Here is a 23,731-nt window from a genome sequence, read left to right as displayed (position 1 = left end):
ATATTGTTAACTAAAATAAGTAAATAGATTTATTTTATTAACTTTATATTAGCAATAATATAAAAAACTGGGAGGTACGTTATGGTTGGAATAATCTTGGCAACTCATGGTGAGTTTGCTGAAGGTATTTTACAATCAGGGACGATGATATTTGGAGAGCAAGAAGACGTTAAAGCCGTTACTTTGCATCCAAGTGATAGTCCTGAAAGCTTAAAGGAACGGATGCTGGCAGCAATTGCTACTTTCGATGATCAAAATGAAGTACTTTTTTTAGTCGACTTATGGGGTGGAACACCATTTAACCAAGCCAATACACTCTGTGGTGAACATCCAAATTGGGCTATCGTTGCAGGTTTAAATCTTCCAATGTTGATTGAGGCATACTCATCACGTTTATCGATGGAGACCGCCAAAGAAGTGGCTGCCGCCATTATTGAATCAGCCCAAGATGGTATTAGAACAACGGTTGAAGTGGCAACTAAACCAACGCAAAACAATCAACAAACAAGCACTATCCCTGAAGGTACTGTTTTAGGTGATGGTAAATTGAAAATTGTATTAGCTCGCGTTGATTCACGCTTGTTACACGGACAAGTGGCAACCTCTTGGACTAAAACGACTAACCCTAATCGTATTATTGTGGTTTCAGACTCAGTTGCCAAAGATGAATTAAGGAAAAAACTGATTGAAGAAGCCGCACCTCCTGGTGTTAAAGCCAATGTTGTGCCAATTAAAAAAATTATTGAAGTTGCGCATGATCCCCGTTTTGGTAACACCAAAGCCTTATTACTTTTCGAAAACCCTGAAGATGTACTTCGCGCTATAGATGGCGGTGTTGATATTCAAACATTAAATGTTGGTTCAATGGCGCATTCTGTCGGCAAGGTAATGGTCAACAAAGTGCTGTCAATGAGCGCTGAAGATGTTGATACATTCGAGAAATTAAAAGCGAAAAATGTGAAATTCGACATTCGCAAAGTACCTAATGATTCTGAGGATAATATGGATGAATTATTAAAGAAAGCGAAACAAGAATTAGCTGAACAAAAGAATTAGTTTAATTAAGGGGTTATTATTATGACTTTATCAATTATTGCTATCATTTTAGTGATAGTTATTGCGTTCTTAGCTGGAATGGAAGGTATTTTAGACCAATTCCAATTCCATCAACCATTAGTTGCTTGTTCACTAATTGGTCTAGTGACAGGAAATCTAGAAGCTGGCGTAATGTTAGGTGGTTCATTACAGATGATAGCATTAGGCTGGGCAAATATTGGCGCAGCGGTTGCACCTGATGCCGCGCTTGCTGCTGTTGCTTCATCTATTATTTTAGTTCTTGGTGGACAAGGTGAGGCTGGAGTATCGACAGCTATCGCTATTGCCATCCCACTAGCAGTTGCTGGCTTATTTTTAACGATGATTGTGCGAACTATTGCCGTCCCATTAGTGCATTTAATGGATGCTGCAGCAGAGCAAGGTAATATCCGTAGAATCGAATGGTTACAAATATTAGGGGTTTGTTTACAAGGTTTACGTATTGCAATACCAGCAGCAGCGCTGTTATTTATTCCTGCTGAAGTGGTAAAGGACGCATTAAATTCAATGCCTAAATGGCTATCCGAAGGTATGGGTATTGGTGGAGGCTTGGTAGTGGCTGTTGGTTACGCGATGGTAATTAATATGATGGCAAGTCGTGAAGTTTGGCCATTTTTCATTATTGGTTTTGTTGTTGCCGCGATATCACAATTAACCTTGATTGCAATTGGTGCTCTAGGTATTGCTCTAGCACTAATTTATCTAAATCTTTCTGAACGTGGCAATTCATCAAATGCTGGTAGTAAAGGCGATCCACTTGATGATATTTTAAATGATTACTAAGAACTTGGAGAAGAACATGACAGATCGAATTCATTTATCGAAAAAAGACCGTTTATCGGTAGCTTGGCGTTCAACTTTCCTTCAAGGTTCTTGGAACTACGAACGTATGCAAAATGGTGGCTTGGTTTATTCAATGATTCCTGCTATCAAAAAATTATATACCACAAAAGAAGATCGTTCGGCAGCACTTAAACGCCATTTAGAATTTTTCAATACACATCCTTATTTAGCATCACCTGTACTTGGTGTGACTTTAGCCCTTGAAGAAGAACGAGCTAATGGTGCGCCTGTAGATGATGTCACTATTCAAGGGGTAAAAGTGGGAATGATGGGACCTTTAGCTGGGGTTGGTGATCCAGTTTTCTGGTTTACACTTCGTCCTATGCTTGGTGGACTAGGTGCCTCACTTGCCTTAAGTGGTAATATTCTAGGTCCAATTCTATTCTTCCTACTTTGGAACATTATTCGCATGTGCTTCATGTGGTTTACCCAAGAATTAGGTTACCGTACTGGTTCTAAAATTACCGATAACTTAAGTGGTGGTGTACTCCAAAAAATCACTAAAGGTGCGTCTATCTTGGGGATGTTTGTACTGGCGGCTTTAGTACAAAGGTGGGTATCAATAAAATTCCAACCAGTCGTATCCACAGTAAAATTAGATAATGGTGCATTTATTGATTGGAATTCCCTACCTGCTGGTGCCGAAGGTATACAAAAAGCATTGATGCAAATGCAAGATGGGCTCGCACTTAGTCAAAACCAAGTAACGACTTTACAAAATAACTTAGATCAGCTAATTCCTGGACTTGTGCCATTACTATTAACGTTCTTCTGTATGTGGTTACTTCGTAAAAAAGTATCACCTATTATAATTATTCTTGCACTATTCTTAGTCGGTGTTACTGGTCATGTTATTGGTCTTTTATAAAGCCAACAATGTTGACTAAAAAAGTTGAGGAGCGCACTTTTTAAGCAAAATTGCTGTTTTTCCTCAAACAAAAATCACCCTTTTCTTTATAAATAATGAGAAAAGGGTGCCTTAGCAACTCAGATTAAAATAATGGATATAAGTAGCTAAATGGTTCAATCATTAAATACCAAAGTAGATTTAACAGTAAAAGCGACTGCTTTTTCAGGTTTTTCAGAATATGGCCATATTATGATTGGTGATAAGGCGTTCGAATTTTATCATCAACGCGATCCTCGGAAATATATTCAAATTCCTTGGGAAGAGGTCGATTATGTTATCGCATCGGTATTTTTTAAAGGTAAGTGGATATCTCGTTACTCCATACAAACTAAAAAAGACGGCACGTTCGCTTTTGCGTCCAAAGAGCCGAAAAAAGTATTAAAAGCAATACGTGTCTATGTTGATAGCAAAAAAATGGTCAAAGCGTTAGGATTTTTTGACGTGTTAAAACGAGCTTTGTTCAAGAAAAAAAGATAATATTTATATTTAAAACAATACACTAATAAATTTAAATATTAATTTATCATGTAATTATTCCGAATAAATTGATATAATTTTTGAGCTTGTTTTGATAATTGTCGATCCCTTTTCTTAATTAGATAAACTGCTCTTTTTAAAGAGATATCTTTAAATGGAATAATCGCAATATTATCATGTTCAAATTGGAATAAGGTTAACCCAGTTGTAATACTAATTCCCTGATTTACAGCAACTAACCCCATCATCGATGTCAACTGCCTAACTTCCATGGCATATTGAATGTTATAGAGCTGAGTCAATTGATCGGTATAAATACGAATACTTGTACCTTTTGAAAAAGCAATAAAGTTATGCCCTTCTAACTCTTTTAACTCAACAGATTGTTTCTGTGCAAGAACATTGTCTTTGTGGCAAATCAAGTAAAATTCATCTGAAAACAATAAATCAGCATGAATATCTTTTAATGTTGGTGTTCCTGCTGCCACCGCCAAATCTGCTGTGTTATCAATAATAGCATGTAAGCATCTATCCCATTGAGTGTCTAAAATATCGACTCTAATTTTAGGGTTTTCTTCATTAAATTTATTAATTACTTGCGGTAACCATTTAACAGCCAAAGACGGTAGAACAGCAACAGTAACACTACCTTCTTCACCGCTAGAATAACGTTTTATTTCACGAATAGTATTATCATAGTTATGAATTAGGTTTCTGGCTAATTCTATAAAATGTAAACCATCAATATTGAGTTGGACTTTTCTGGTATCACGATCGAATAGTCTAAAGCCAACTTCTTGTTCTAATGTTGCTATAAGTGCACTAAATGCGGGTTGTGATAAATTGACAACCTCCGATGCACGAGTAAAGTTTTCTGTTTCAGCTAAAGCAAGAAATGCACGTAATTGCTTAATAGAAATGTTCATATTACAACGAGTCTCTCAATGTTTTTCAAAATGGTAAAAATATAGCTTTCATCATATTTATTTTCAATGAGTTAGCATTACTGAACTGTAACATACTTTTTATTTATTTGAGCTAGTTATCAAAATAGATTTTTATTTTTTGTGACATTTGCACGGTTAAATAAAACTCTATTTTTGACTGTTATTATAACCAACTGAAAAAACTACTATTTTTTAACCAAACATCTATAAAATTAAGCAAATTATTTATCTGTAATTCAAATAAATAATTTCCTATTTTAACTGCAAATAAATTCATATCTTATTTAAATAATTGTCTTGTTTTTAGTTGTATATCATACGGAATGTGTTCACTTTATTAAGGAGATTATCTATGTTAGCACTCACCGGCATTTTAACGATTGTCGTTATGTTGTACTGCATAATGTCAAAGCGAATGTCACCTATTGTTGCATTAATCGTCATTCCCACAATCGGAGCTTTAGTTGCTGGATGTGGTTTAGACACGCCAAAATACATTGTAGCTGGCATTACAAAACTTGCACCAATGGCGGCTATGTTTGTTTTTGCCATTACATTTTTCGGTGTGGTAACAGACGCAGGGATGTTTGACCCCATTATTAAACGCATTTTACGTTTTGTTGGTGCAAATCCTGTTCGAATACTTATTGGTACAGGTATTTTAGCGCTAATTGCCCATTTAGATGGCAATGGTGCTGTAACTTTTCTAGTGACAATACCCACAATGTTACCTTTATTTGAAAAGTTAGGAATGGATAAACGCATGTTAATCGGTATTACCGCATTGAGTGCAGGTGTAAATTTTTTACCTTGGACAGGACCAATGATTCGCGCCGCAAGCGCATTAAATATTGCTACACATGATCTTTTTATTCCTCTCATTCCTGCACAAATAGCTGGGCTAACATTCATGATATTGATGGGCTATTATTGGGGCAAAAAAGAGCAAAAACGTTTAGGACTTACTAAAGAAGCAATACTGGCAACTGGCGGTATTCCACATCATGAAAAAGAGTTAACTGAAGAAGAAAAGAAACTCCGCCGACCTCATCTCTTTTGGGTAAATATCGCTCTAGTTATTGCTGTTTTATGTACCATGGTGTTTACACATATTTCACCTACAGTTGCATTCATGATTGCCCTCACTCTCGCACTTATGATCAACTACCCAAATGTAAAAATGCAATCTGAACGAATTAATGCTCATGCTAAAGCAGCTTTAATGATGGCAAGCATTTTATTTGCTGCAGGTGCCTTTACAGGAATTATGGCTGGTTCAGGAATGTTAAAAGCGATGTCCGAAGCTGCAGTCCATTTTATTCCAGAGCATTTTGCAAGTCATGTACCATTTATCACAGGTATTGTATCAATGCCTTTAAGCCTTATTTTTGATCCTGACTCGTACTATTTTGGCATTATGCCCGTTGTAGCAAATACTGTAGAAATGTTAGGTGTGCCGGGCATCCAAGTTGCTCAAGCATCAATTATGGGACAAATGACCACAGGATTCCCTGTCAGCCCATTAACACCAGCCACATTTCTACTGGTTAGTCTTGCAGGCGTTGATTTAGCCGATCATCAAAAATTTAGTATTCCGATTTTATGGTTAGCAAGCATCATTATGACTGTTGCTTGTGTTGTTACTGGTGTGTTCCCGATTTAAATTTAAAAGAGGTAGTTAACTATGAAAACAATAAGAATTGGTTGTGGTGCAGGTTATGCCGGCGATCGTATTGAGCCAGCAATAGAACTCGCCCAAAAAGGGGAAATTCAATATTTGATATTTGAGTGTTTAGCAGAGCGAACTATTGCAATAGGTCAGAAACAAAAACAAGCTAATCCTAACGCTGGTTTTAATGAGTTACTAGAAGCAAGAATGCGTGCAGTACTACCACTATGTGCTAAAAATAAAATAAAAATTATTAGCAATATGGGTGCCGCAAACCCACAAGCAGCGGGTAAAAGTATCCAATCTATAGCTCAGTCATTGGGTCTATCTGGATTAAAAATTGCGGTTATTGAAGGGGATGATGTTTATCAATCTGTAATTAATCAGGATCTTAAACTTGATGATATTGGTCAAAAAATTTCTGAATCTAACAAAAATATTGTTTCAGCTAATGCATATTTAGGTTGTGAAGCTTTAGTTGAAGCACTTAATTCTGGAGCTGATATCGTTATTACAGGACGAGTAGCCGATCCTTCATTATTTTTATCACCAATGGTTTATGAATTTGGTTGGTCATTATCAGATTGGGATAAATTAGGAAAAGGTACTGTTATTGGTCACTTACTTGAATGTGCAGGTCAAATAACGGGGGGATATTATGCTGATCCTGGGTATAAAGATGTGCAAGGACTTGCTCGTTTAGGTTTTCCAATTGCAGAAGTTAATGAAAATGGTGAAGCCATTATTACTAAAGTTGCTGAAGCTGGTGGTTGCGTCAATATTGATACATGTAAAGAACAGATGCTTTATGAAATTCATAACCCACAATTTTATATAACACCAGATGTAGTTGCTGATTTCTCAAATGTCACTTTCAAACAAGAAGCTAAAGATCGAGTTTCAGTAACTGGAGCAACAGGTAGGCAGAAAACTGAAACATTAAAAGTATCAGTTGGTTATTTAGATGGTTTTATTGGTGAAGGAGAAATGAGTTACGCAGGTCCAGGTGCAACGGAACGAGGCCAATTAGCATTAGACATCGTAAAAGAACGTCTTTCGATTATTCATGCCAATGCTGATGAGTTGCGTTTTGACTTAATCGGCATAAATTCATTACATGGCAACAAGTTATCACAAACAAGCAAACCATATGAAGTAAGAGTTCGTGTTGCGGGTCGTTTCAAAAATAAAGCAGATGCAATTTCAATTGGTAATGAAGTCGAAGCTTTGTATACCAACGGTCCTGCAGCAGGTGGTGGTGCATTTAAATCTGTAAAAGAGATTGTTGCCATGGATTCAACGCTGATTGAACGCAAATTGGTCAAGCCAATCATTAGCTATTTGGAGGTATAAAATGAAATTAAGAGAACTAGCGCATTCACGTACAGGAGATAAAGGTAATATCTCTAATATTTCAGTTATTGCTTATGATATAAATAATTATGAAAAATTAAAGGCTGCTGTTACAGCAGAGAAAGTCAAAGAATTCTTTTCAGACATCGTTAAAGGAAAAGTAGTTCGTTATGAACTACCTAATATTGGTGCATTAAACTTTGTTATGTATGAAGCATTAGGCGGTGGTGTTACTCGTTCTTTAGCTCTTGATATGCATGGAAAAGGACTTAGTGCAGCATTAATGGATATGGATATAGACTAAGACTCTTTTATCATTGTTATTATTACTTTGTAAATCTCATCAATCATCATTGATGAGATTTTTTTATTATCTACCCGAAAATAAGTATAAAGCTTGCTATCATCAATAAACAACCATTGCACTTTTTGCTAGAAAGAGTATAATTTTGGGGCTTTGATTTTGTCCGTGTTGGGCAAAAGAAAGATTATTTTTTAATTTAAGAGGATGTTATGGTAACTATTCGTTTAGCTCGTGGTGGCTCTAAAAAGCGCCCTTTTTATCAAGTAGTTGTCACTGATAGCCGTAACCCACGTGATGGTCGTTTTATTGAGCGCGTTGGCTTTTTTAATCCAATTGCACAAGGTAAAGCAGAAGAATTACGTTTAGATCTTGATCGCGTAAATTATTGGGTTGGTTTAGGTGCTACTATTTCTGATCGTGTTAATACATTGATCAAACAAGCACAAAAAGCTGCTTAATTAAGTAATAGTGTAAAGATGAATACTGAGAATCTAATCGTTGTTGGTAAACTTGGTTCAAGCTACGGCATTCGTGGATGGCTCAGGATTTTTTCGTTTACAGAATTTCCAGATAGTATTTTTGATTACAAACCTTGGTATATCCAGCGTGCTGGAAAATGGCAGGAAGTAATCGTTGAGAGCTTTAAACCTCATAATCAAGATATGATTGTCAAACTCAAAGGCGTTGATGATCGAGATCAAGCCAATGCGTTAACTAATGCTGAAGTATTCGTTGATGCAGAAGAATTGCCTGAGCTTAATCAAGGCGATTTCTATTGGAAAGATTTGATTGGCTGTAGAGTGAAAACAATTAACGGTTATGATTTAGGTCAAGTAACTGATTTAATGGAAACCGGTTCTAATGATGTGTTGGTTGTTAAAGCAAATCTAAAAGATGCATTTGGAGCAACAGAACGTTTAATTCCTTTTGTTGAAGAACAATTTATTAAACAAGTTGATTTAACAACAAAAATGATTGTGGTCGATTGGGATCCCGCATTTTAATCGGTAAGGTAAGAATATGTGGATTGGCGTAATTAGCCTTTTTCCCGAAATGTTCCAAGCTATTACCTGTTATGGTGTAACTGGTCGAGCAGTAAAAAACGGACTGTTAACAGTAGAATATTGGAACCCGCGCGATTTTGCGCATGACAAGCATAAGACTGTCGATGATAGGCCTTATGGTGGTGGTCCCGGCATGTTAATGATGGTACAACCACTTAGAGATGCGATTCATGCTGCGAAAGCAGTAGCAGGTGAAAATACAAAAGTAATCTATCTTTCCCCACAAGGGCGCAAATTAAACCAACAAGGTGTTTGCGAGTTGTCACAATATCAAAAATTGATTTTGATTTGTGGTCGATATGAAGGTATAGATGAACGCGTTATCCAAACCGAAATTGATGAAGAATGGTCAATTGGGGATTACGTGTTAAGTGGCGGTGAATTACCGGCGATGACAATGATTGATGCATTAGCAAGGTTTATTCCAGGCGTATTGAATCATGAATCATCAGCAGAAGAAGACTCTTTTGCAAACGGTTTACTTGATTGTCCACACTATACCAGACCTGAGGTGTTAGATGGAATGGCGGTGCCTGATGTGTTAATGTCTGGTCACCATGAAGCGATTCGTCGCTGGCGATTGAAACAATCACTAGGACGAACTTGGTTGAGAAGAGAAGATCTTCTTGAAAATCTAGCTCTGACTGATGAAGAGCAACGTTTACTCACTGAATTCCAACATGAATATCGTGATAAACCGAGCCATTAATATTTCAGTATAACTAGTAAGAGACAAAATTATGAAAAATGCAATTATTCAGCAATTAGAACAAGAACAAATGAAAAAAGACATCCCGTCTTTTCGTCCGGGTGATACGGTAGAAGTTAAAGTATGGGTTGTTGAAGGTAACAAAAAACGTCTTCAAGCATATGAAGGTGTGGTTATTGCAATTCGCAATCGTGGTTTACATTCTGCATTTACAGTACGTAAAATTTCGAATGGCGAAGGTGTTGAACGAGTATTCCAAACTCACTCACCAACTGTTGATTCAATTACTGTGAAACGTCGTGGTCAAGTACGTCAAGCTAAACTTTACTACTTACGCGAACTTCGTGGTAAAGCGGCTCGTATTAAAGAGCGCCTTAACTAATTCAAATTGGTTAATATTTAATAAACTATTAAAATTATATCCAATTAAATATGGTCACCTTTATGGTGACCGTTTTTATGTGTATAGTTGATTCCCGCCAACAATTGTTGACAGATTTCAAGCAATATCTAAAGCTATAAAGGGTAATACTATGGATAACTATCTTGTTGAAATTCTCGCCACCACAACCAAGTTATTCGCTTTAATGACACCACCAGCAGTGCTAAGTGCATTCTTAAGTGGTACTAAACAATATGATGAACAACAACGCCGAAAGACTGCACTTAAAACATCGTGTGCCGTTTTTATTATTGGTATCGTGTTATTCTTTTTTGGTAATGCCATGTTTAGTGTGTTTGGTTTTACACTCGATGCTTTTAGAATTGGGTCGGGAGCATTACTATTTATTACCGCTGTTTCATTGATGAATGATTCACCTGAAAAAAATAAAATTCATACTGATGATGATGATATTAGTGTGGTTCCTCTTGCAATACCTTTATGTATGGGACCAGCCTCCATTGGTACGATTATTGTTATGGGGACAAGTTCGGTAGGTATGCAAAACCTGATTGGCGCCCTTTCGCTATTGATTGCCTCAAGCGGTATTTATGCCATGTTACTATGCGCAAAAAGCATTGCTAACGTTTTAAAAAATACTGGTATAGCAATTTTGTCAAAACTTACCGGGTTATTAATATCAGCTATTGCCGCTCAAGTTGTATTTACTGGCGTCTCTGCATTTTTAAAATAAGTTTTATAATTCAGATAATTAAAAGTTCAATTCTAACAATAAGTAATCACCTATAATTGATAGTTAAGGTGATTACCTAAACTGATAATAAAGTTAATCGGATTTACGTTTTTTGAAAAAGTAATATGAAGCTAAAATTACGAAAATTAAGATTACCTCAGATAATAAAATAAAATGCCCTGATTCACCAAACCATACCCCAACAATAATAATAATGTTAACAGTAATAGAAATCATCGCTAACCAAGGAAATAGCGGAGATTTAAATTTGATCATATCTTTAGAGTATTTGCCTTCATTCACTCCCTTACGAAATTGATATTGGCACCAAGCAATAATAATCCAAGCAAAACACCCAACTTGTCCAGTACTTGCTACCAAATAGAGATATAATTTTTCAGCAGCAATATATTTAGAAAACAGCGAAACTAACGCAATAATTGCGATAAATAATATTCCTTTAGTTGGCACGCCTCGTTTATTGACTTCTGAAAAGTATTTTGGTGCTAAATCATCTTGAGCCATCGACCATAGCATTCTCGAGCTGGCATAAACAGCCGAATTAGCGGCCGATATTGCAGCACAAAAGATAACAAATAGCATCACATATGAAGCAAAGGTAATCCCGGCTTTATTGAATACCCAAACAAATGGGCTAATTTCATTATGGGTTGCTCCATAAGGGTAAACTAGTGCTAACACCGCAATCGCTAACACATAAAACAAGATGATACGAAAAGCCACACCAGTGATAATTTTTGGCAATACGCTTTGAGGTGATTGCGCTTCACCCGCTGCACTACCAATTAATTCGACGCCCTGAAATGAATAAGTAACAATTGTCATACAAACAAAAATTGATAAAAATCCACTAGGAAACCAACCTTGGTCGGTTTTAAGTGTTGGTAATACATGTGTTTGATTATATTGATGATAGAGTAAATAAATGCCAACAGCTATAAATGCAATAATGGCCAATACTTTTATCGTTGAAAACCAGTATTCACTTTCGCCAAAAGCTCTAACAGACGTTAAATGGACACAAGTAATAACGGTTAAAATAATTAGACTAAGAATATAGATGGGAATAGAGGAAAAAACTTGGTGAGCGATCATCGAAGCTGCAGTTAAGTCAGCAGCCATAGACAGTACCCAGCTTAACCAATATAACCAGCCAATGGTATAACTCCAAATAGGATGTGGAATAAACATTAGTGCATAATGCTGAAAAGAACCCGCATGTGGGAATGCACAAGAAAGTTCACCTAAGCAAAGCATGGTCGACAGCATAATACTACCCGCAAGTAGATATGCGATAATCGTGCCTAACGGTCCAACCGTGCTAAGTGGTGCTGCAATACCAATAAATAATCCAGTTCCTATTGAGCCACCTAACGAAATCATCAATAAATGACGATTTTTTAAGTTTTTCTTTAAGGTACTGGGATAAGGACTTTCTTGAGATTCTGATGTTGCCATGTAAACCGCCTAGTAATCAATAATAGCTGCTGGTTGCCCAGCAGCTGATAGATATTAATAAACAAACCGTTTTTCTACACCATTGGTTTGGCAAGCCATAAGTAGGGCTGTATAATCAAGCTCAAACCCAATCATATCGCCAACACGTAATGTTTCAGAAACATCTTCAATATCAACAATAGTATGATCGCTGGTTTGACCTAAGACCGTAATGTTGTCATTAATCGGTATACAGCTTTCTGCTGGCACATCTTGACGGCCAAAAGCGAGAAGCGCGCGTTTACGAGTACCATGATCAACAAAAGTTTTGCTGTTCAAAAAGGCATCAACACCTAATTCTCCAACAGGAACGGTTGGTTTACTATTAAGCTCGATGATTTGTGCATACAATTTATACATGTCACTACAAGCTTTTTCTACAGGTTTGTTTGAGTGATGAAACTCATCAAGATATTTCATATCCACATACTCAATACCAAACTCATGTAAACCACCAATTCGAATGTGATTAAGCCCTTCTGGCCAGATCCCTTTATCAAGCAGATGGTAACTTGTACAATTACCAGCTGATAGATACTTGATCTTGATATTACAAGCTTCTTCTACTTTACGCGCTATGTGTAAAAAATCCACACCATTTTTAACAGTTGGTAGAACAGTACCATAGCAGTTGAAGTTGGTCCCAAGCCCATAAAGCTCAACACCCGGTAAAGATAAGATTAGTTTGACTGTTTCGATGATATCATCGACATGTTCAAACCAAATACCTTCACGTAAATCGCCCATATCAACCATTAAAAGTACTTGATGGACTTTTTGTTGTTTTACCGCTTCATCAGAAAGTGCTTGGATAACTTGTTTTTCACTGTTTAAGCTAATATCTGCGTATTTCACTACTTCACTGATCTCACTTAAACAAGGACTACGTAATAAACAAGTTTTACAATTTAAAGCATCTTTAAGTTTCTTCAAATTGTAGGTTCTTGATTCAGCAATCACATCAATACCACCATCAAGCACCGCTTTGGCGGTTTCAACACAGCCATCAAAGACTTTATTTACCGCCATCACTTCAATGCCGTGTTTAGCAAGAAGCTCTTTTTCAACACGGGCATTGTCTTTTAATTTACCTAAATCAATTTCCAATATAGGTTTGTACATAAATTTACTCCTCTATATCTTATTGCAAGCGGTTACGTCTTTGTGCGCGATGGTATATCCATTCAGCTAACACAATTGCAAGCACTGCACCACCAACAATTTTAGCGATGTACTCAACATATCCACCCATATCAATTTGTGCTGGTGGAATAAAGACTAAGATCACCGCAAATAGCGTAGATAAGAAACCTAAACCAGGTAAAATAATTGGTAAAACTTTACCAGGAATCTTGAAGCTACGTGGTACATCTGGTTGAGTAATACGTAAGCGATAGTACGCAATAAACATCACTAAATAAGGAATAAAGTAACAAATGGTTGTTAATGCAGTTAACATCCAATATGCAGCAGCAATACTTGGTGATACGAATGTTGAGAAACAAAGTACCGTTACAATTATTGCTTGGATAACTAAAGCAAATGCTGGTGTTTGATATACAGGATGTAATCGACCAATACGTTCACCAAGTAAGTTATCTTCTTTTGATGCTTCTTGTAACATATAGATAGGACCAACTAACCATGAGTTAATTTGACCTAATGCACCAAAGAACAAACAAATTGCCATTACTGGTAATAACCAAGGCATGTGTAGCTCTTTAGCAGCAGCTTCCATCGCTTGCATTACACCGGCAACAATATCAGTATCAGCAGCAGGTAATAAGGTATTAATTGCCCAAGTACCAATCATATAGATACCAACGATAACAACTGCAGATACCGCCATCGCTTTAGGGAAGTCACGTTGTGGATCACGAGTACGACCAGCGATCATTGGTGCAACTTCTAGCCCAGCAAAAGCAAACATCATGCTTGATAAAAATACAATAGTATCCCAGCTACTTAAATCCGGAATCCAATCACTAACATGGCTATAATCAGTTGCCATTGGATGACCAGTCATTAACCATACAATAGCTAATAACACGATAATAGCAGCAGGAATAAATACACCTAACCATGCACTAACACTGTTAATGATTTTAGTCCATTTCATGCCTTTGATATTCATTAACGTTAAGATCCAGAATACTGCCATGGAGCCAACACCAATAAATACCTGATTCTGAGCAAGTTCAGGGCTAAACATATAACCAATTGCAGTAAAACCAAACTGCAACATTAATGGGAAGAAAAGCACACATGAAAACAGGAAGCAAACAACCACTATCCAACCGACACGTTTACCAAATGCTTCTTTTACCCATACAAAGATCCCACCATCTTTTGGCCAGCCTGTTGAAAGCTCACCACAAACCATGGCTAATGGAAAAAACAAACAAAATGCAGCAAGTAGCCAAAGCACCATTGCTGACGCTCCGTAAGGAGCAACATTAGGAATTTGACGTAAACTCAATATTGCAATGACATTCATAAACACAATGTCTTTAATACCAAGTAAACTTGAATCTTTAGAATCACTCATAATAACCTCACATAATAACAACTGGGGCAGTTATTGCCCCAGCCAGTTCATGATTAATACACGTCGTATCCAACCATATCCTCGTAAGTGTCTTCACGGCGAATCAATCGATCTTTGCCTTCTTTATCAATCATAACAACAGCAGTACGTGGGCGGTTGTTATAAACTGTTTGGCTTTCGATGGTATAAGCACCGGCATCAAGGAAAGCAATGATATCGCCAATTTGTGTGTCTTTAGGTAATAAGAATTCTTCACCTTTAACACCCACATGGAAATAGTCACCACCGTCACATAATGGACCCGCTAATTTAATGTACTCATCATGTTGCTCAGTGATTCTTGATGCATCATAAACATAGAAGAACCAATCAAAGTGTTGACTGTCAGATAATACGCTGTAACCCGCATCAACAAATTTCCATTCAACATGTTCTTCGATGTTACCGTCTAAATCGTAGTTAGTTTTACGTTTTTCACAAGCAACTTCAGTTAATAGCACACCAGCTGAACCGGTTACTTTACGACCTGGTTCGATACAAATTTCAACGTCAGTACGCCATTTATGTACTTCACTGATTACCGCATCGGCGAAATCTTGTGCAGTAATACCAGCATACATATTGTCTTCTAATGGATTACCATTTTCTTCGTCATATTTATATGGAACAGGAATACCACCACCAACGTTGATTAAATCAAATTTAATGCCAAGAACTTCTTCTAAACGGCGTGATTCATCAACTAATACTTTAGTCGCTTTTGCAAAAGGTTCTGCTTCTGGTACTTGATCCCCTACGTGCATATGTAAACCACGTAAATGAACATAAGGCATTTCAAGAATACGACGGCAAGTCTCTTCAGCTTGTTCTAAGTCGATACCAGATTTAGCGTGATAAGCGGTTACTAATTCTGCGTGAGTTGCTGACGGTACATTTGGTTCAACACGCACACAAACATTTGCAACTTTTTTCAAACGTCGTGAAATCTCATCAATAATATCAAGCTCATATAGGCTATCTACGTTGATGATGTAAAGATCGTTTTGGATAGCAAATTCTAAATCAACTGGTTTTTTAACCACACCGTTGAAAACAATTTGGCTACCAGGGAAACCGATTTCTAAACATTTACGAACTTCAAACATTGAGTTAGCTTCTGCATAGATACCCGCATCTTTAATCGCTTTAAGCACACCCATTACTGAACATGTTTTTGACGCATAGAAAATCTTAGTATTTGGATGAGCTTTAAACGAATCTTTGATCTCCTGAATATTACGGTCAATTTCTTTTTCAGAAAATACGTAAAAAGGTGTTGGATATTTCTTTGCTAATTCTTCCAAATTCACACCATCAAAACAAAGTTTGCCGCCTTGAGCACTGAAACGACGATCTTTAGTTATAAGATCTGTGCGTATTTTGTTATAATTTGACATAATTGTGTCGGACATATGACCTCCAGTTAATTAGTACATAAAAAAGGTAAGTAAAAAGATTACTCACTTACAATGCAATCAACGTGCCAACTTAAAAAAACACAAACAATCAATTGTTTAACAGAATAATTACAAATTTAATATTAGTCATTTAGTAAAAAATATGTTTTTATGACAAAAATTTGTCACTTTTTTTAGTAATAATTGAAAGATATTTAAATTAACGCTCGCTATACTTAGTAAGAATCCAACTTTCAAAAGGTTTTAGTATCATGATAATTGATCCTGAATTATTACAAGCATTGGAAATATTTAAACATTTTTTTGATCTAATACATCAGCCTATGGCTATTATTGACAAAGAAGGTAAATATATTTACTACAATCAGGAAAGTGCAGAACTTGATGGCTATCCAATGGAACAAGCCATAGGTAAACCAATGCTTAAAGTTTACCCTAATTTGAAAAAAGAAGATAGTACTATGCTACAAGCTTTACATGGTAAAGAATATCAAGATACCTATCAAACCTATTATAATCATGTGGGCAAATTAGTTGATTATCAACATACAACGGTTCCTCTTTATAATCACAAAAAAGAAATTATTGGCGCGGTTGAAATTGGTCGTAATTTATCTAATGTTAGACAACTGCAAGATCAGGTATTCAGTCTTAATAGAAAATTATATCAAAATAAAGAACAGCCATTACCAGAAATCGTTTTTGCTTCAAAAAAAATGCAACAGGTGATCGACCAGACTAATATTTTAGGTAGTAATGATGTGCCAGTATTGATTGTTGGCGAAACCGGCACTGGGAAAGAGCTATTTGCTAGATTAATTCACCAAACTAGCCAACGCCGTGATAAAGCGTTTATTTCACTTAACTGTAGCGCTTTGCCTACAACATTGATTGAAAGTACTTTATTCGGAACTGTTAAAGGAGCTTTCACTGGAGCTGAAAATCGCCAAGGTTATCTTGAACTTGCTAATGGTGGTACGTTATTTCTTGATGAACTTAACGCGATGCCACTTGAAATGCAAAGCAAACTGTTACGATTCTTACAAGAAAAAACCTATTGGCCACTAGGCGGGAATAAAGAGCAACATGCTGATGTTCGAATTGTTGCAGCTATGAATGAATCACCAGCCGATTTATTAAAAACCGGCAAAATGCGTAGCGATCTATTTTATCGATTAAATGTCGGATTAATTAAACTGCCAGCACTACGCGAAAGACAAGAAGATATTCCTGTATTGGCAAGATACTTTATTGATAAACATAAAACTGATGTAAGTGTTTTGATTACTGGTATTAGTGAACATGCATTACAGCAACTTATGTCAGCGCCTTGGCCGGGTAATGTGCGAATGCTAGAAAACGCTATTGTCCGAAGTATGGTTTTACAAAATGAGCCAGGAGAATTGCAGCAGATTATTCTGGATGAAGAATTATTTGACCTTCATAGCCCTTATCCACAAGATGAAGCCAAGCTTGAAAAAACGACTACCAGCGAAATAACTGGTAATCTTACCGAACAAGTCGAAAATTATGAAAAGCAACTTATTATTGATGCATTAAATCAGGCCAATGGGAAAATTATTACAGCGGCAAAATTACTCGATGTTTCGCGAACCACATTACAATATAAAGTTAAGAAATATGATATACATATGGGGGTAATTGATAATTAATCAAAGGATTGCGCGCAAGCAAATGCACTGCTCCAAGCCCATTGGAAATTATAACCACCTAGCCAACCAGCTACATCAACAACTTCACCAATAAAATAGAGATTGAGGTGATTTTTCGCCTCCATCGTCTTTGACGATAAAGCATCACAGCTCACACCACCCAAAGTTACCTCAGCTGTACGATAGCCTTCCGTTCCATTCGGTGTAACCATCCACCTAGTTAACGTTTGGTAAAGCACTTGCTGCTGAGTAGGCGTTAATTGCTTAACGGTTAAATCGGCTATCAAATTTAATTGCATCAAAGCTTCAATTAACCGCTTCGGTAATATTTGCGCCAAACAATTTTTAATGCTTTGATTGCGATTATTTTCTAACAAGCGTTGAAAATCACCTTCAAAGCTTACGTCTGGCAACAAATTAATGGTAATGGCTTCACCTGCTTGCCAATAACTAGAGATTTGTAAAATCGCTGGTCCAGATAATCCTCGATGAGTAAACAGCAAATTCTCTTTAAAAGATATTTGTTCATTAGATACTTCAACCGGCACGGCAACGCCCGACAAAGTGGATAATACTTCTAGCAAAGGTTTATGTAAGGTAAATGGCACCAACCCTGCTTTTACGGGCACAACAGGAATCGAAAATTTTTCGGCAATTTTATATCCGATCGCGGTCATACCTAGTGCTGGCATAGATTGCCCACCAGTTGCTACAATTAATTTATCAGTATGAACAAAACCTTGTGAAGTCGATAGTTTAAATCCTTGCTGCTCAGCCTCAACATCTTCAAGCTGAGTGTTTAACATGAATTTAACTTGCCCCTTTTGGCACTCTTGGGCAAGCATATCAACAATATCTTGCGCTGAATTATCACAAAATAACTGACCATGATCTTTTTCATGATAGGCAATACTGTATTGATTAACCAGTTGAATAAAATCCCATTGAGTAAAGCGCTTTAATGCAGACTTACAAAAATGACGATTTTCTGAAATATAATGGGTCGATTCTACGTTAAGGTTGGTAAAATTACATTTACCACCACCAGACATTAAAATTTTGCGTCCTAATTTTTTACCATTATCAATAACAGTTACATCATAACCTTTTTGTCCTAATAATCCGGCACAAAAAAGCCCAGCAGCACCCGCACCAATAATTGTAATTTTATTTTGCATATAAGACCTATTACCCATAATAAAGATTATCTATTATATAAGAGTAGCGATTCTAACTCACTCATTCTTGAAAAAATGTGTAAAAATCGCCAATTTTGATGCTCAAAAACCCCGTTCCTCAACTTTTTTTTAATCAAATATTAATTATTATTATGAGAAAAAAACCAATTTCTGAAACTTTTGTCTCTATTAAATTTTAATTATAGTATAAACAAATAGTTAATATGAGATATTAGCTTCATTAATAAATATAGACTGAGTTATTAAAAGATTGACTTATAAGTAATATTTATTTGACCAAAAACCTATTTTTAATTACCTTCACACCTATTATGGGATTAATGCCTATATCTTCTCAAAAAATAATAACGATGAATTAGAGGCAATGATATGTTATATAACCAGCATCATGAGAAAGATAACTGCGGATTTGGTTTAATCGCTCATATAGAAGGGCAACCAAGTCACAAAGTGGTGCGTACTGCAATCCACGGACTTGCTCGAATGCAACACCGTGGTGCCATTTTATCCGATGGTAAAACGGGCGATGGCTGCGGGCTTTTAATGCAAAAACCAGATCGATTTTTTAGAGTTGTCGCAGAAGATGCCGGATGGCGTTTGGCAACAAACTATGCTGTAGGCATGCTATTTTTAAGCCAAGATGAAGCCGAAGCCCAAGCAAGCCGTGATATTGTAGAAGAAGAGCTAGCCGAAGAAACTCTATCTATTTTAGGTTGGCGTGAAGTACCAATTGATAAAAGCGTTCTGGGTGAAATCGCCCTGTCATCACTGCCAAGAATCGAACAAGTTTTTGTTAATGCCCCTGCTGGATGGACAAAAATTGATTTAGAGCGTCGTTTATATATGGTACGACGCCGCATAGAAAAACGTGTGCAAGATGATACGTTTTACGTATGTAGTTTTTCAAATCAGGTCAATATCTATAAAGGTTTATGTATGCCTAAAGATTTACCTAGATTCTATTTAGATTTGGCTGATATTCGTATGGAAACAGCAATTTGTTTATTCCATCAGCGTTTTTCAACCAATACCGTACCGCGTTGGCCACTTGCTCAACCATTTAGACATTTAGCCCACAATGGTGAAATTAATACTATCGAGGGTAATCGGCAATGGGCTAAAGCGCGATCTTACAAATTCAAAACGCCACTTATACCCGATTTACAAGATGCCGCGCCGTTTGTTAATGTTACAGGCTCGGATTCAAGCTCGCTAGATAATATGCTTGAATTATTCTTAGTAGGCGGTATGGATATTGTTCGTGCTATGCGTTTACTTGTGCCTCCTGCATGGCAAAACAATCCGGATATGAATGAAGATCTCCGTGCTTTTTTTGATTTCAACTCTATGCATATGGAACCGTGGGACGGCCCTGCAGGTATCGTTATGTCCGATGGACGTTATGCCGCTTGTAACTTAGATCGTAATGGCCTTCGCCCTGCACGTTATGTGATTACCACTGACAAACTAATTACTTGTGCATCCGAAATTGGTATTTGGGATTATCAACCAGATGAAGTAGTGACCAAAGGACGTGTTGGCCCGGGTGAATTACTAGTGATTGATACTGAAGAAGGTCGCATTTTACAATCGTCAGAAACGGATAACGATTTACAAAAACGTCATCCGTACAAAGAATGGATGGCTAAGAATGTAAAACGGCTGATTCCATTTGAAGATCTTCCTGATGACGATATCGGCTCTCGTGATTATGACGATACTTTACTAGCTACTTACCAAAAACAATTTGGTTATAGCAGTGAAGAACTTGACCAGTGTATTCGAGTCTTAGGTGAAAATGGTCAAGAAGCAACAGGCTCTATGGGCGATGATACGCCATTTGCGGTATTATCAAGTCGTCCTCGCTTAATTTATGATTATTTCCGACAAAAATTTGCTCAGGTAACTAACCCACCTATCGACCCATTACGTGAAGCACACGTGATGTCACTATCAACGAGCATTGGTCGTGAAATGAATGTGTTTGCTGAAGCTGAAGGTCAAGCTCATCGAGTTGCTTTTAAATACCCGGTATTAGTTCATTCGGATTTTAAACAATTAACGACCTTAGAATCACGCTACTACAAATCTGAAACGCTTGACATCACTTATGAAATTGATGGTAGCTTACGTGATGCAATTGAACAATTATGTGGTGATGCCGAAGCAAAAGTACGTGAAGGAACTGTACTACTAATCCTATCTGATAAAAATATAGCGCCAGATCGCTTACCTATTCCAGCCCCAATGGCTGTTGGCGCAGTGCAACAACGTCTAGTTGAAAAAAATCTACGCTGTGATGCCAATATCATTGTTGAAACCGCAAGCTGTCGAGATCCGCATCAGTTTGCAGTCTTGCTAGGGTTTGGCGCAACTGCAATCTATCCATACTTAGCTTATGAAACTTTAGCGCAAATGGTCGATAATGGTACGATGAATAAATCTTACCGTGAAGCGATTATTAATTACCGTAATGGTATTAATAAAGGCTTATATAAGATTATGTCAAAAATGGGGATTTCAACAGTCGCCTCTTACCGTTGCTCTAAACTATTTGAAGCAGTTGGTCTCCATGAAGAAGTCGTTGAGCTATGCTTCCAAGGTGTAACTAGCCGTATCAGTGGTGCCAATTTTGAGGACTTTGCTCAAGATCAGTTTAATTTATCTAAAAAAGCATGGTTACGACGTAAACCATTAGAACAAGGTGGATTACTCAAATTTGTTTATGGTGGTGAATACCACGCTTATAATCCAGATGTGGTGCAATCACTACAAAAAGCAGTTAATGAAGGTAATTATGAAGATTATCAACGTTATGCGGATATTGTAAATAATCGACCACCAGCAACTCTACGAGATTTATTAAAACTAAATCCTCCTGAAAACGCGGCTATTTCGCTTGATGAAGTTGAACCAGAATCATCATTGTTTAAACGCTTTGACTCCGCTGCCATGTCAATCGGTGCCTTAAGCCCAGAGGCGCATGAATCATTAGCTGAAGCAATGAATACATTAGGTGGTTTTTCTAATTCTGGTGAGGGTGGAGAAGATCCCGCTCGTTACAACACGATAAAAGTATCACGTATCAAACAAGTGGCTTCTGGTCGATTTGGTGTTACACCAGGCTACTTAATGAGTGCCGATGTTATTCAAATCAAAGTAGCCCAAGGCGCAAAACCAGGTGAGGGAGGACAATTACCTGGTGATAAAGTCACCCCTTATATTGCGAAATTACGTTTTTCTGTGCCGGGAGTGACATTAATTTCACCTCCACCACACCACGATATTTATTCAATTGAAGATTTAGCTCAATTGATTTTTGACTTGAAACAGATTAATCCAACTGCAATGATTTCGGTTAAATTAGTCTCTGAACCAGGAGTAGGCACTATCGCAACAGGGGTTGCTAAAGCATATGCAGATTTAATCACCATTTCAGGTTATGACGGTGGTACTGGTGCCAGCCCATTAACATCAGTTAAATATGCGGGTTCCCCTTGGGAGCTTGGCTTGGTTGAAACCCAGCAATCATTAGTTGCTAACGGGTTACGTCATAAAATACGTTTGCAAGTTGATGGTGGGTTAAAAACCGGGGCAGATATTGTAAAAGCTGCAATTTTAGGCGCTGAAAGTTTTGGTTTTGGTACTGGGCCAATGGTTGCATTGGGTTGTAAATACCTCCGTATTTGTCACCTAAATAACTGTGCAACCGGCGTAGCCACTCAAGACGAAAAATTACGTAGCGAACATTATCATGGATTGCCAGAAAAAGCGATGAACTACTTCCGTTTTCTTGCGCATAATACTCGAGAAGTTATGGCTGAACTTGGTGTTAGACAAATTGTTGATTTAATCGGTCGTACTGATCTGCTTATTGAACTAGATGGTATTACTGCAAAACAGCAAAAACTGGATTTATCAAGTTTACTTAAAACAGCATCACCTATTGAAGGCAAACCAGTTCATTGTATTGAAGATAACAAACCATTTGATAAAGGTGTGCTTAATAAAGAGATCATAACTCAAGCACAAGATGCGGTTGATAATCGTCAAACTAAAAGTTTCTACTTTGACATTCAAAATACAGATCGCTCTGTTGGTACCACTTTATCCGGTTATATTGCTAAAAAATATGGCGATCAAGGCTTGGTTACCTCCCCTATTTCGTTGAACTTCAATGGTACTGCAGGTCAAAGTTTTGGCGTTTGGAATGCTGGTGGTGTGGATTTAACCCTTACAGGGGATGCTAATGACTATGTTGGTAAAGGCATGGCTGGTGGTCGCATTGTCATTCGTCCACCACAAGGCTCTGCATTTTTGAGCCATGAAGCAACTATTGCTGGTAATACCTGTTTATATGGCGCAACTGGCGGTAAATTATTTGCTGCTGGTCGGGCGGGTGAGCGTTTTGCTGTGCGTAACTCTGGAGCCATAAGTGTGGTTGAAGGCATTGGTGATAATGGCTGTGAATATATGACGGGCGGAATTGTCTGTGTTTTAGGAAAAACTGGCGTAAACTTCGGTGCTGGTATGACTGGTGGTTTTGCTTATATTTTAGATACCGATGGTGATTTGCATAAGCGTATTAATAAAGAGTTGGTGGAAATGTTAAATGTGGCTGACTACTCGATTCATGAAGAACATTTACGTGGTTTAATCATGGAACACGCACAGCTTACTCACTCATCTTGGGCAGAAGAGATATTAGCTAATTGGGAAGATTTTGCGAAACAATTTGTTTTAGTTAAACCAAAATCTAGTGATGTTAAAGCGCTATTAGGTCACCGTAGTCGCTCTTCAGCAGAGCTACGTGTGCAAGCACAGTAAGG

The 23,731-nt window shown here is 37.3% G+C and carries 19 protein-coding genes and 2 pseudogenes; 15 read left to right on the top strand and 6 right to left on the bottom strand.

Annotated features, from left to right (window positions below; translation table 11 throughout):
* Window positions 1-81 precede the first annotated feature (81 nt).
* From A9G07_RS12235 to A9G07_RS10660, 5 genes and pseudogenes are all read left to right on the top strand, one after another.
* Window positions 82-454 (top strand): annotated as a pseudogene (locus A9G07_RS12235) (PTS sugar transporter subunit IIA); the annotation flags it as partial.
* A gap of 59 nt (window positions 455-513) precedes the next feature.
* Window positions 514-1,056: pseudogene (locus A9G07_RS12230) on the top strand (PTS system mannose/fructose/N-acetylgalactosamine-transporter subunit IIB); the annotation flags it as partial.
* A gap of 21 nt (window positions 1,057-1,077) precedes the next feature.
* Entirely contained in the window at window positions 1,078-1,878 is an 801-nt protein-coding gene (locus tag A9G07_RS10670; protein WP_065735105.1) for a PTS mannose/fructose/sorbose transporter subunit IIC, read from the top strand.
* 16 nt (window positions 1,879-1,894) lie between these two features.
* A complete protein-coding gene (locus A9G07_RS10665; protein ID WP_065735103.1) occupies window positions 1,895-2,806 on the top strand; it encodes a PTS system mannose/fructose/sorbose family transporter subunit IID in 912 nt (303 codons plus the stop codon).
* A gap of 150 nt (window positions 2,807-2,956) precedes the next feature.
* Window positions 2,957-3,325: a DUF956 family protein gene (locus A9G07_RS10660; protein WP_065735101.1), complete on the top strand. Its 369-nt coding sequence runs from the start codon at window positions 2,957-2,959 to the stop codon at window positions 3,323-3,325.
* Between the two features lie 38 nt (window positions 3,326-3,363).
* Here A9G07_RS10660 and A9G07_RS10655 read toward each other — a convergent pair whose 3' ends face one another.
* Window positions 3,364-4,251 (bottom strand): LysR family transcriptional regulator, encoded by an 888-nt coding sequence (locus tag A9G07_RS10655; RefSeq protein WP_065735099.1) that lies wholly within the window; start codon window positions 4,249-4,251, stop codon window positions 3,364-3,366.
* Between the two features lie 373 nt (window positions 4,252-4,624).
* Here A9G07_RS10655 and A9G07_RS10650 point away from each other — a divergent pair, with 373 nt between their 5' ends.
* From A9G07_RS10650 to A9G07_RS10615, 8 genes are all read left to right on the top strand, one after another.
* Window positions 4,625-5,935, top strand: a complete 1,311-nt coding sequence (locus A9G07_RS10650; RefSeq protein ID WP_065735097.1) for a CitMHS family transporter — start codon at window positions 4,625-4,627, stop codon at window positions 5,933-5,935.
* Window positions 5,936-5,956: 21 nt separating this feature from the next.
* Window positions 5,957-7,294, top strand: a complete 1,338-nt coding sequence (locus A9G07_RS10645; protein ID WP_065735095.1) for an acyclic terpene utilization AtuA family protein — start codon at window positions 5,957-5,959, stop codon at window positions 7,292-7,294.
* Window position 7,295: 1 nt separating this feature from the next.
* Window positions 7,296-7,598 (top strand): AtuA-related protein, encoded by a 303-nt coding sequence (locus tag A9G07_RS10640; protein WP_065735093.1) that lies wholly within the window; start codon window positions 7,296-7,298, stop codon window positions 7,596-7,598.
* Between the two features lie 209 nt (window positions 7,599-7,807).
* Window positions 7,808-8,056, top strand: a complete 249-nt coding sequence (rpsP, locus tag A9G07_RS10635; protein WP_065563724.1) for a 30S ribosomal protein S16 — start codon at window positions 7,808-7,810, stop codon at window positions 8,054-8,056.
* 18 nt (window positions 8,057-8,074) lie between these two features.
* Window positions 8,075-8,602: a ribosome maturation factor RimM gene (rimM, locus tag A9G07_RS10630; RefSeq protein WP_065563725.1), complete on the top strand. Its 528-nt coding sequence runs from the start codon at window positions 8,075-8,077 to the stop codon at window positions 8,600-8,602.
* A gap of 16 nt (window positions 8,603-8,618) precedes the next feature.
* Complete coding sequence (trmD, locus tag A9G07_RS10625) at window positions 8,619-9,371, top strand: tRNA (guanosine(37)-N1)-methyltransferase TrmD (RefSeq protein ID WP_065735092.1); 753 nt, start codon at window positions 8,619-8,621, stop codon at window positions 9,369-9,371.
* A gap of 31 nt (window positions 9,372-9,402) precedes the next feature.
* Window positions 9,403-9,753, top strand: a complete 351-nt coding sequence (rplS, locus tag A9G07_RS10620) for a 50S ribosomal protein L19 (protein ID WP_065563727.1) — start codon at window positions 9,403-9,405, stop codon at window positions 9,751-9,753.
* A gap of 151 nt (window positions 9,754-9,904) precedes the next feature.
* On the top strand, window positions 9,905-10,507 hold the full coding sequence (locus tag A9G07_RS10615) for a MarC family protein (protein WP_065735090.1): 603 nt from the start codon (window positions 9,905-9,907) through the stop codon (window positions 10,505-10,507).
* A gap of 93 nt (window positions 10,508-10,600) precedes the next feature.
* On the opposite strand, the gene A9G07_RS10610 is transcribed toward A9G07_RS10615, so the two are convergent.
* Genes A9G07_RS10610 through lysA form a run of 4 tightly spaced genes read right to left on the bottom strand, consistent with a single transcriptional unit; the run spans window position 10,601 to window position 16,024 of the window.
* A complete protein-coding gene (locus A9G07_RS10610; protein WP_065735088.1) occupies window positions 10,601-11,986 on the bottom strand; it encodes an amino acid permease in 1,386 nt (461 codons plus the stop codon).
* Window positions 11,987-12,040: 54 nt separating this feature from the next.
* Window positions 12,041-13,147 (bottom strand): alanine/ornithine racemase family PLP-dependent enzyme, encoded by a 1,107-nt coding sequence (locus A9G07_RS10605; protein ID WP_065735086.1) that lies wholly within the window; start codon window positions 13,145-13,147, stop codon window positions 12,041-12,043.
* A 19-nt stretch (window positions 13,148-13,166) separates the two neighbouring features.
* Window positions 13,167-14,573 (bottom strand): APC family permease, encoded by a 1,407-nt coding sequence (locus A9G07_RS10600; RefSeq protein WP_065563731.1) that lies wholly within the window; start codon window positions 14,571-14,573, stop codon window positions 13,167-13,169.
* 53 nt (window positions 14,574-14,626) lie between these two features.
* On the bottom strand, window positions 14,627-16,024 hold the full coding sequence (gene lysA / locus A9G07_RS10595) for a diaminopimelate decarboxylase (protein WP_065563732.1): 1,398 nt from the start codon (window positions 16,022-16,024) through the stop codon (window positions 14,627-14,629).
* 254 nt (window positions 16,025-16,278) lie between these two features.
* On the opposite strand from lysA, the gene A9G07_RS10590 reads away from it, so the two are divergent.
* A complete protein-coding gene (locus A9G07_RS10590; RefSeq protein ID WP_141677513.1) occupies window positions 16,279-17,703 on the top strand; it encodes a sigma 54-interacting transcriptional regulator in 1,425 nt (474 codons plus the stop codon).
* Here A9G07_RS10590 and A9G07_RS10585 read toward each other — a convergent pair.
* A complete protein-coding gene (locus A9G07_RS10585; protein ID WP_065735078.1) occupies window positions 17,700-18,881 on the bottom strand; it encodes an NAD(P)/FAD-dependent oxidoreductase in 1,182 nt (393 codons plus the stop codon). The two genes, A9G07_RS10590 and A9G07_RS10585, sit on opposite strands and share 4 nt — an antisense overlap.
* 390 nt (window positions 18,882-19,271) lie before the next feature.
* Here A9G07_RS10585 and gltB point away from each other — a divergent pair, with 390 nt between their 5' ends.
* On the top strand, window positions 19,272-23,729 hold the full coding sequence (gene gltB, locus A9G07_RS10580) for a glutamate synthase large subunit (protein WP_065735076.1): 4,458 nt from the start codon (window positions 19,272-19,274) through the stop codon (window positions 23,727-23,729).
* Window positions 23,730-23,731 lie beyond the last annotated feature (2 nt).

Source organism: Gilliamella sp. wkB72, assembly GCF_001693745.1.
In the GTDB taxonomy this organism is placed as follows: domain Bacteria; phylum Pseudomonadota; class Gammaproteobacteria; order Enterobacterales; family Orbaceae; genus Gilliamella; species Gilliamella apicola_E.
The sequence above is the reverse complement of the archived record's forward strand: the minus strand, read 5'-3'. Positions and strand labels throughout refer to the sequence as shown.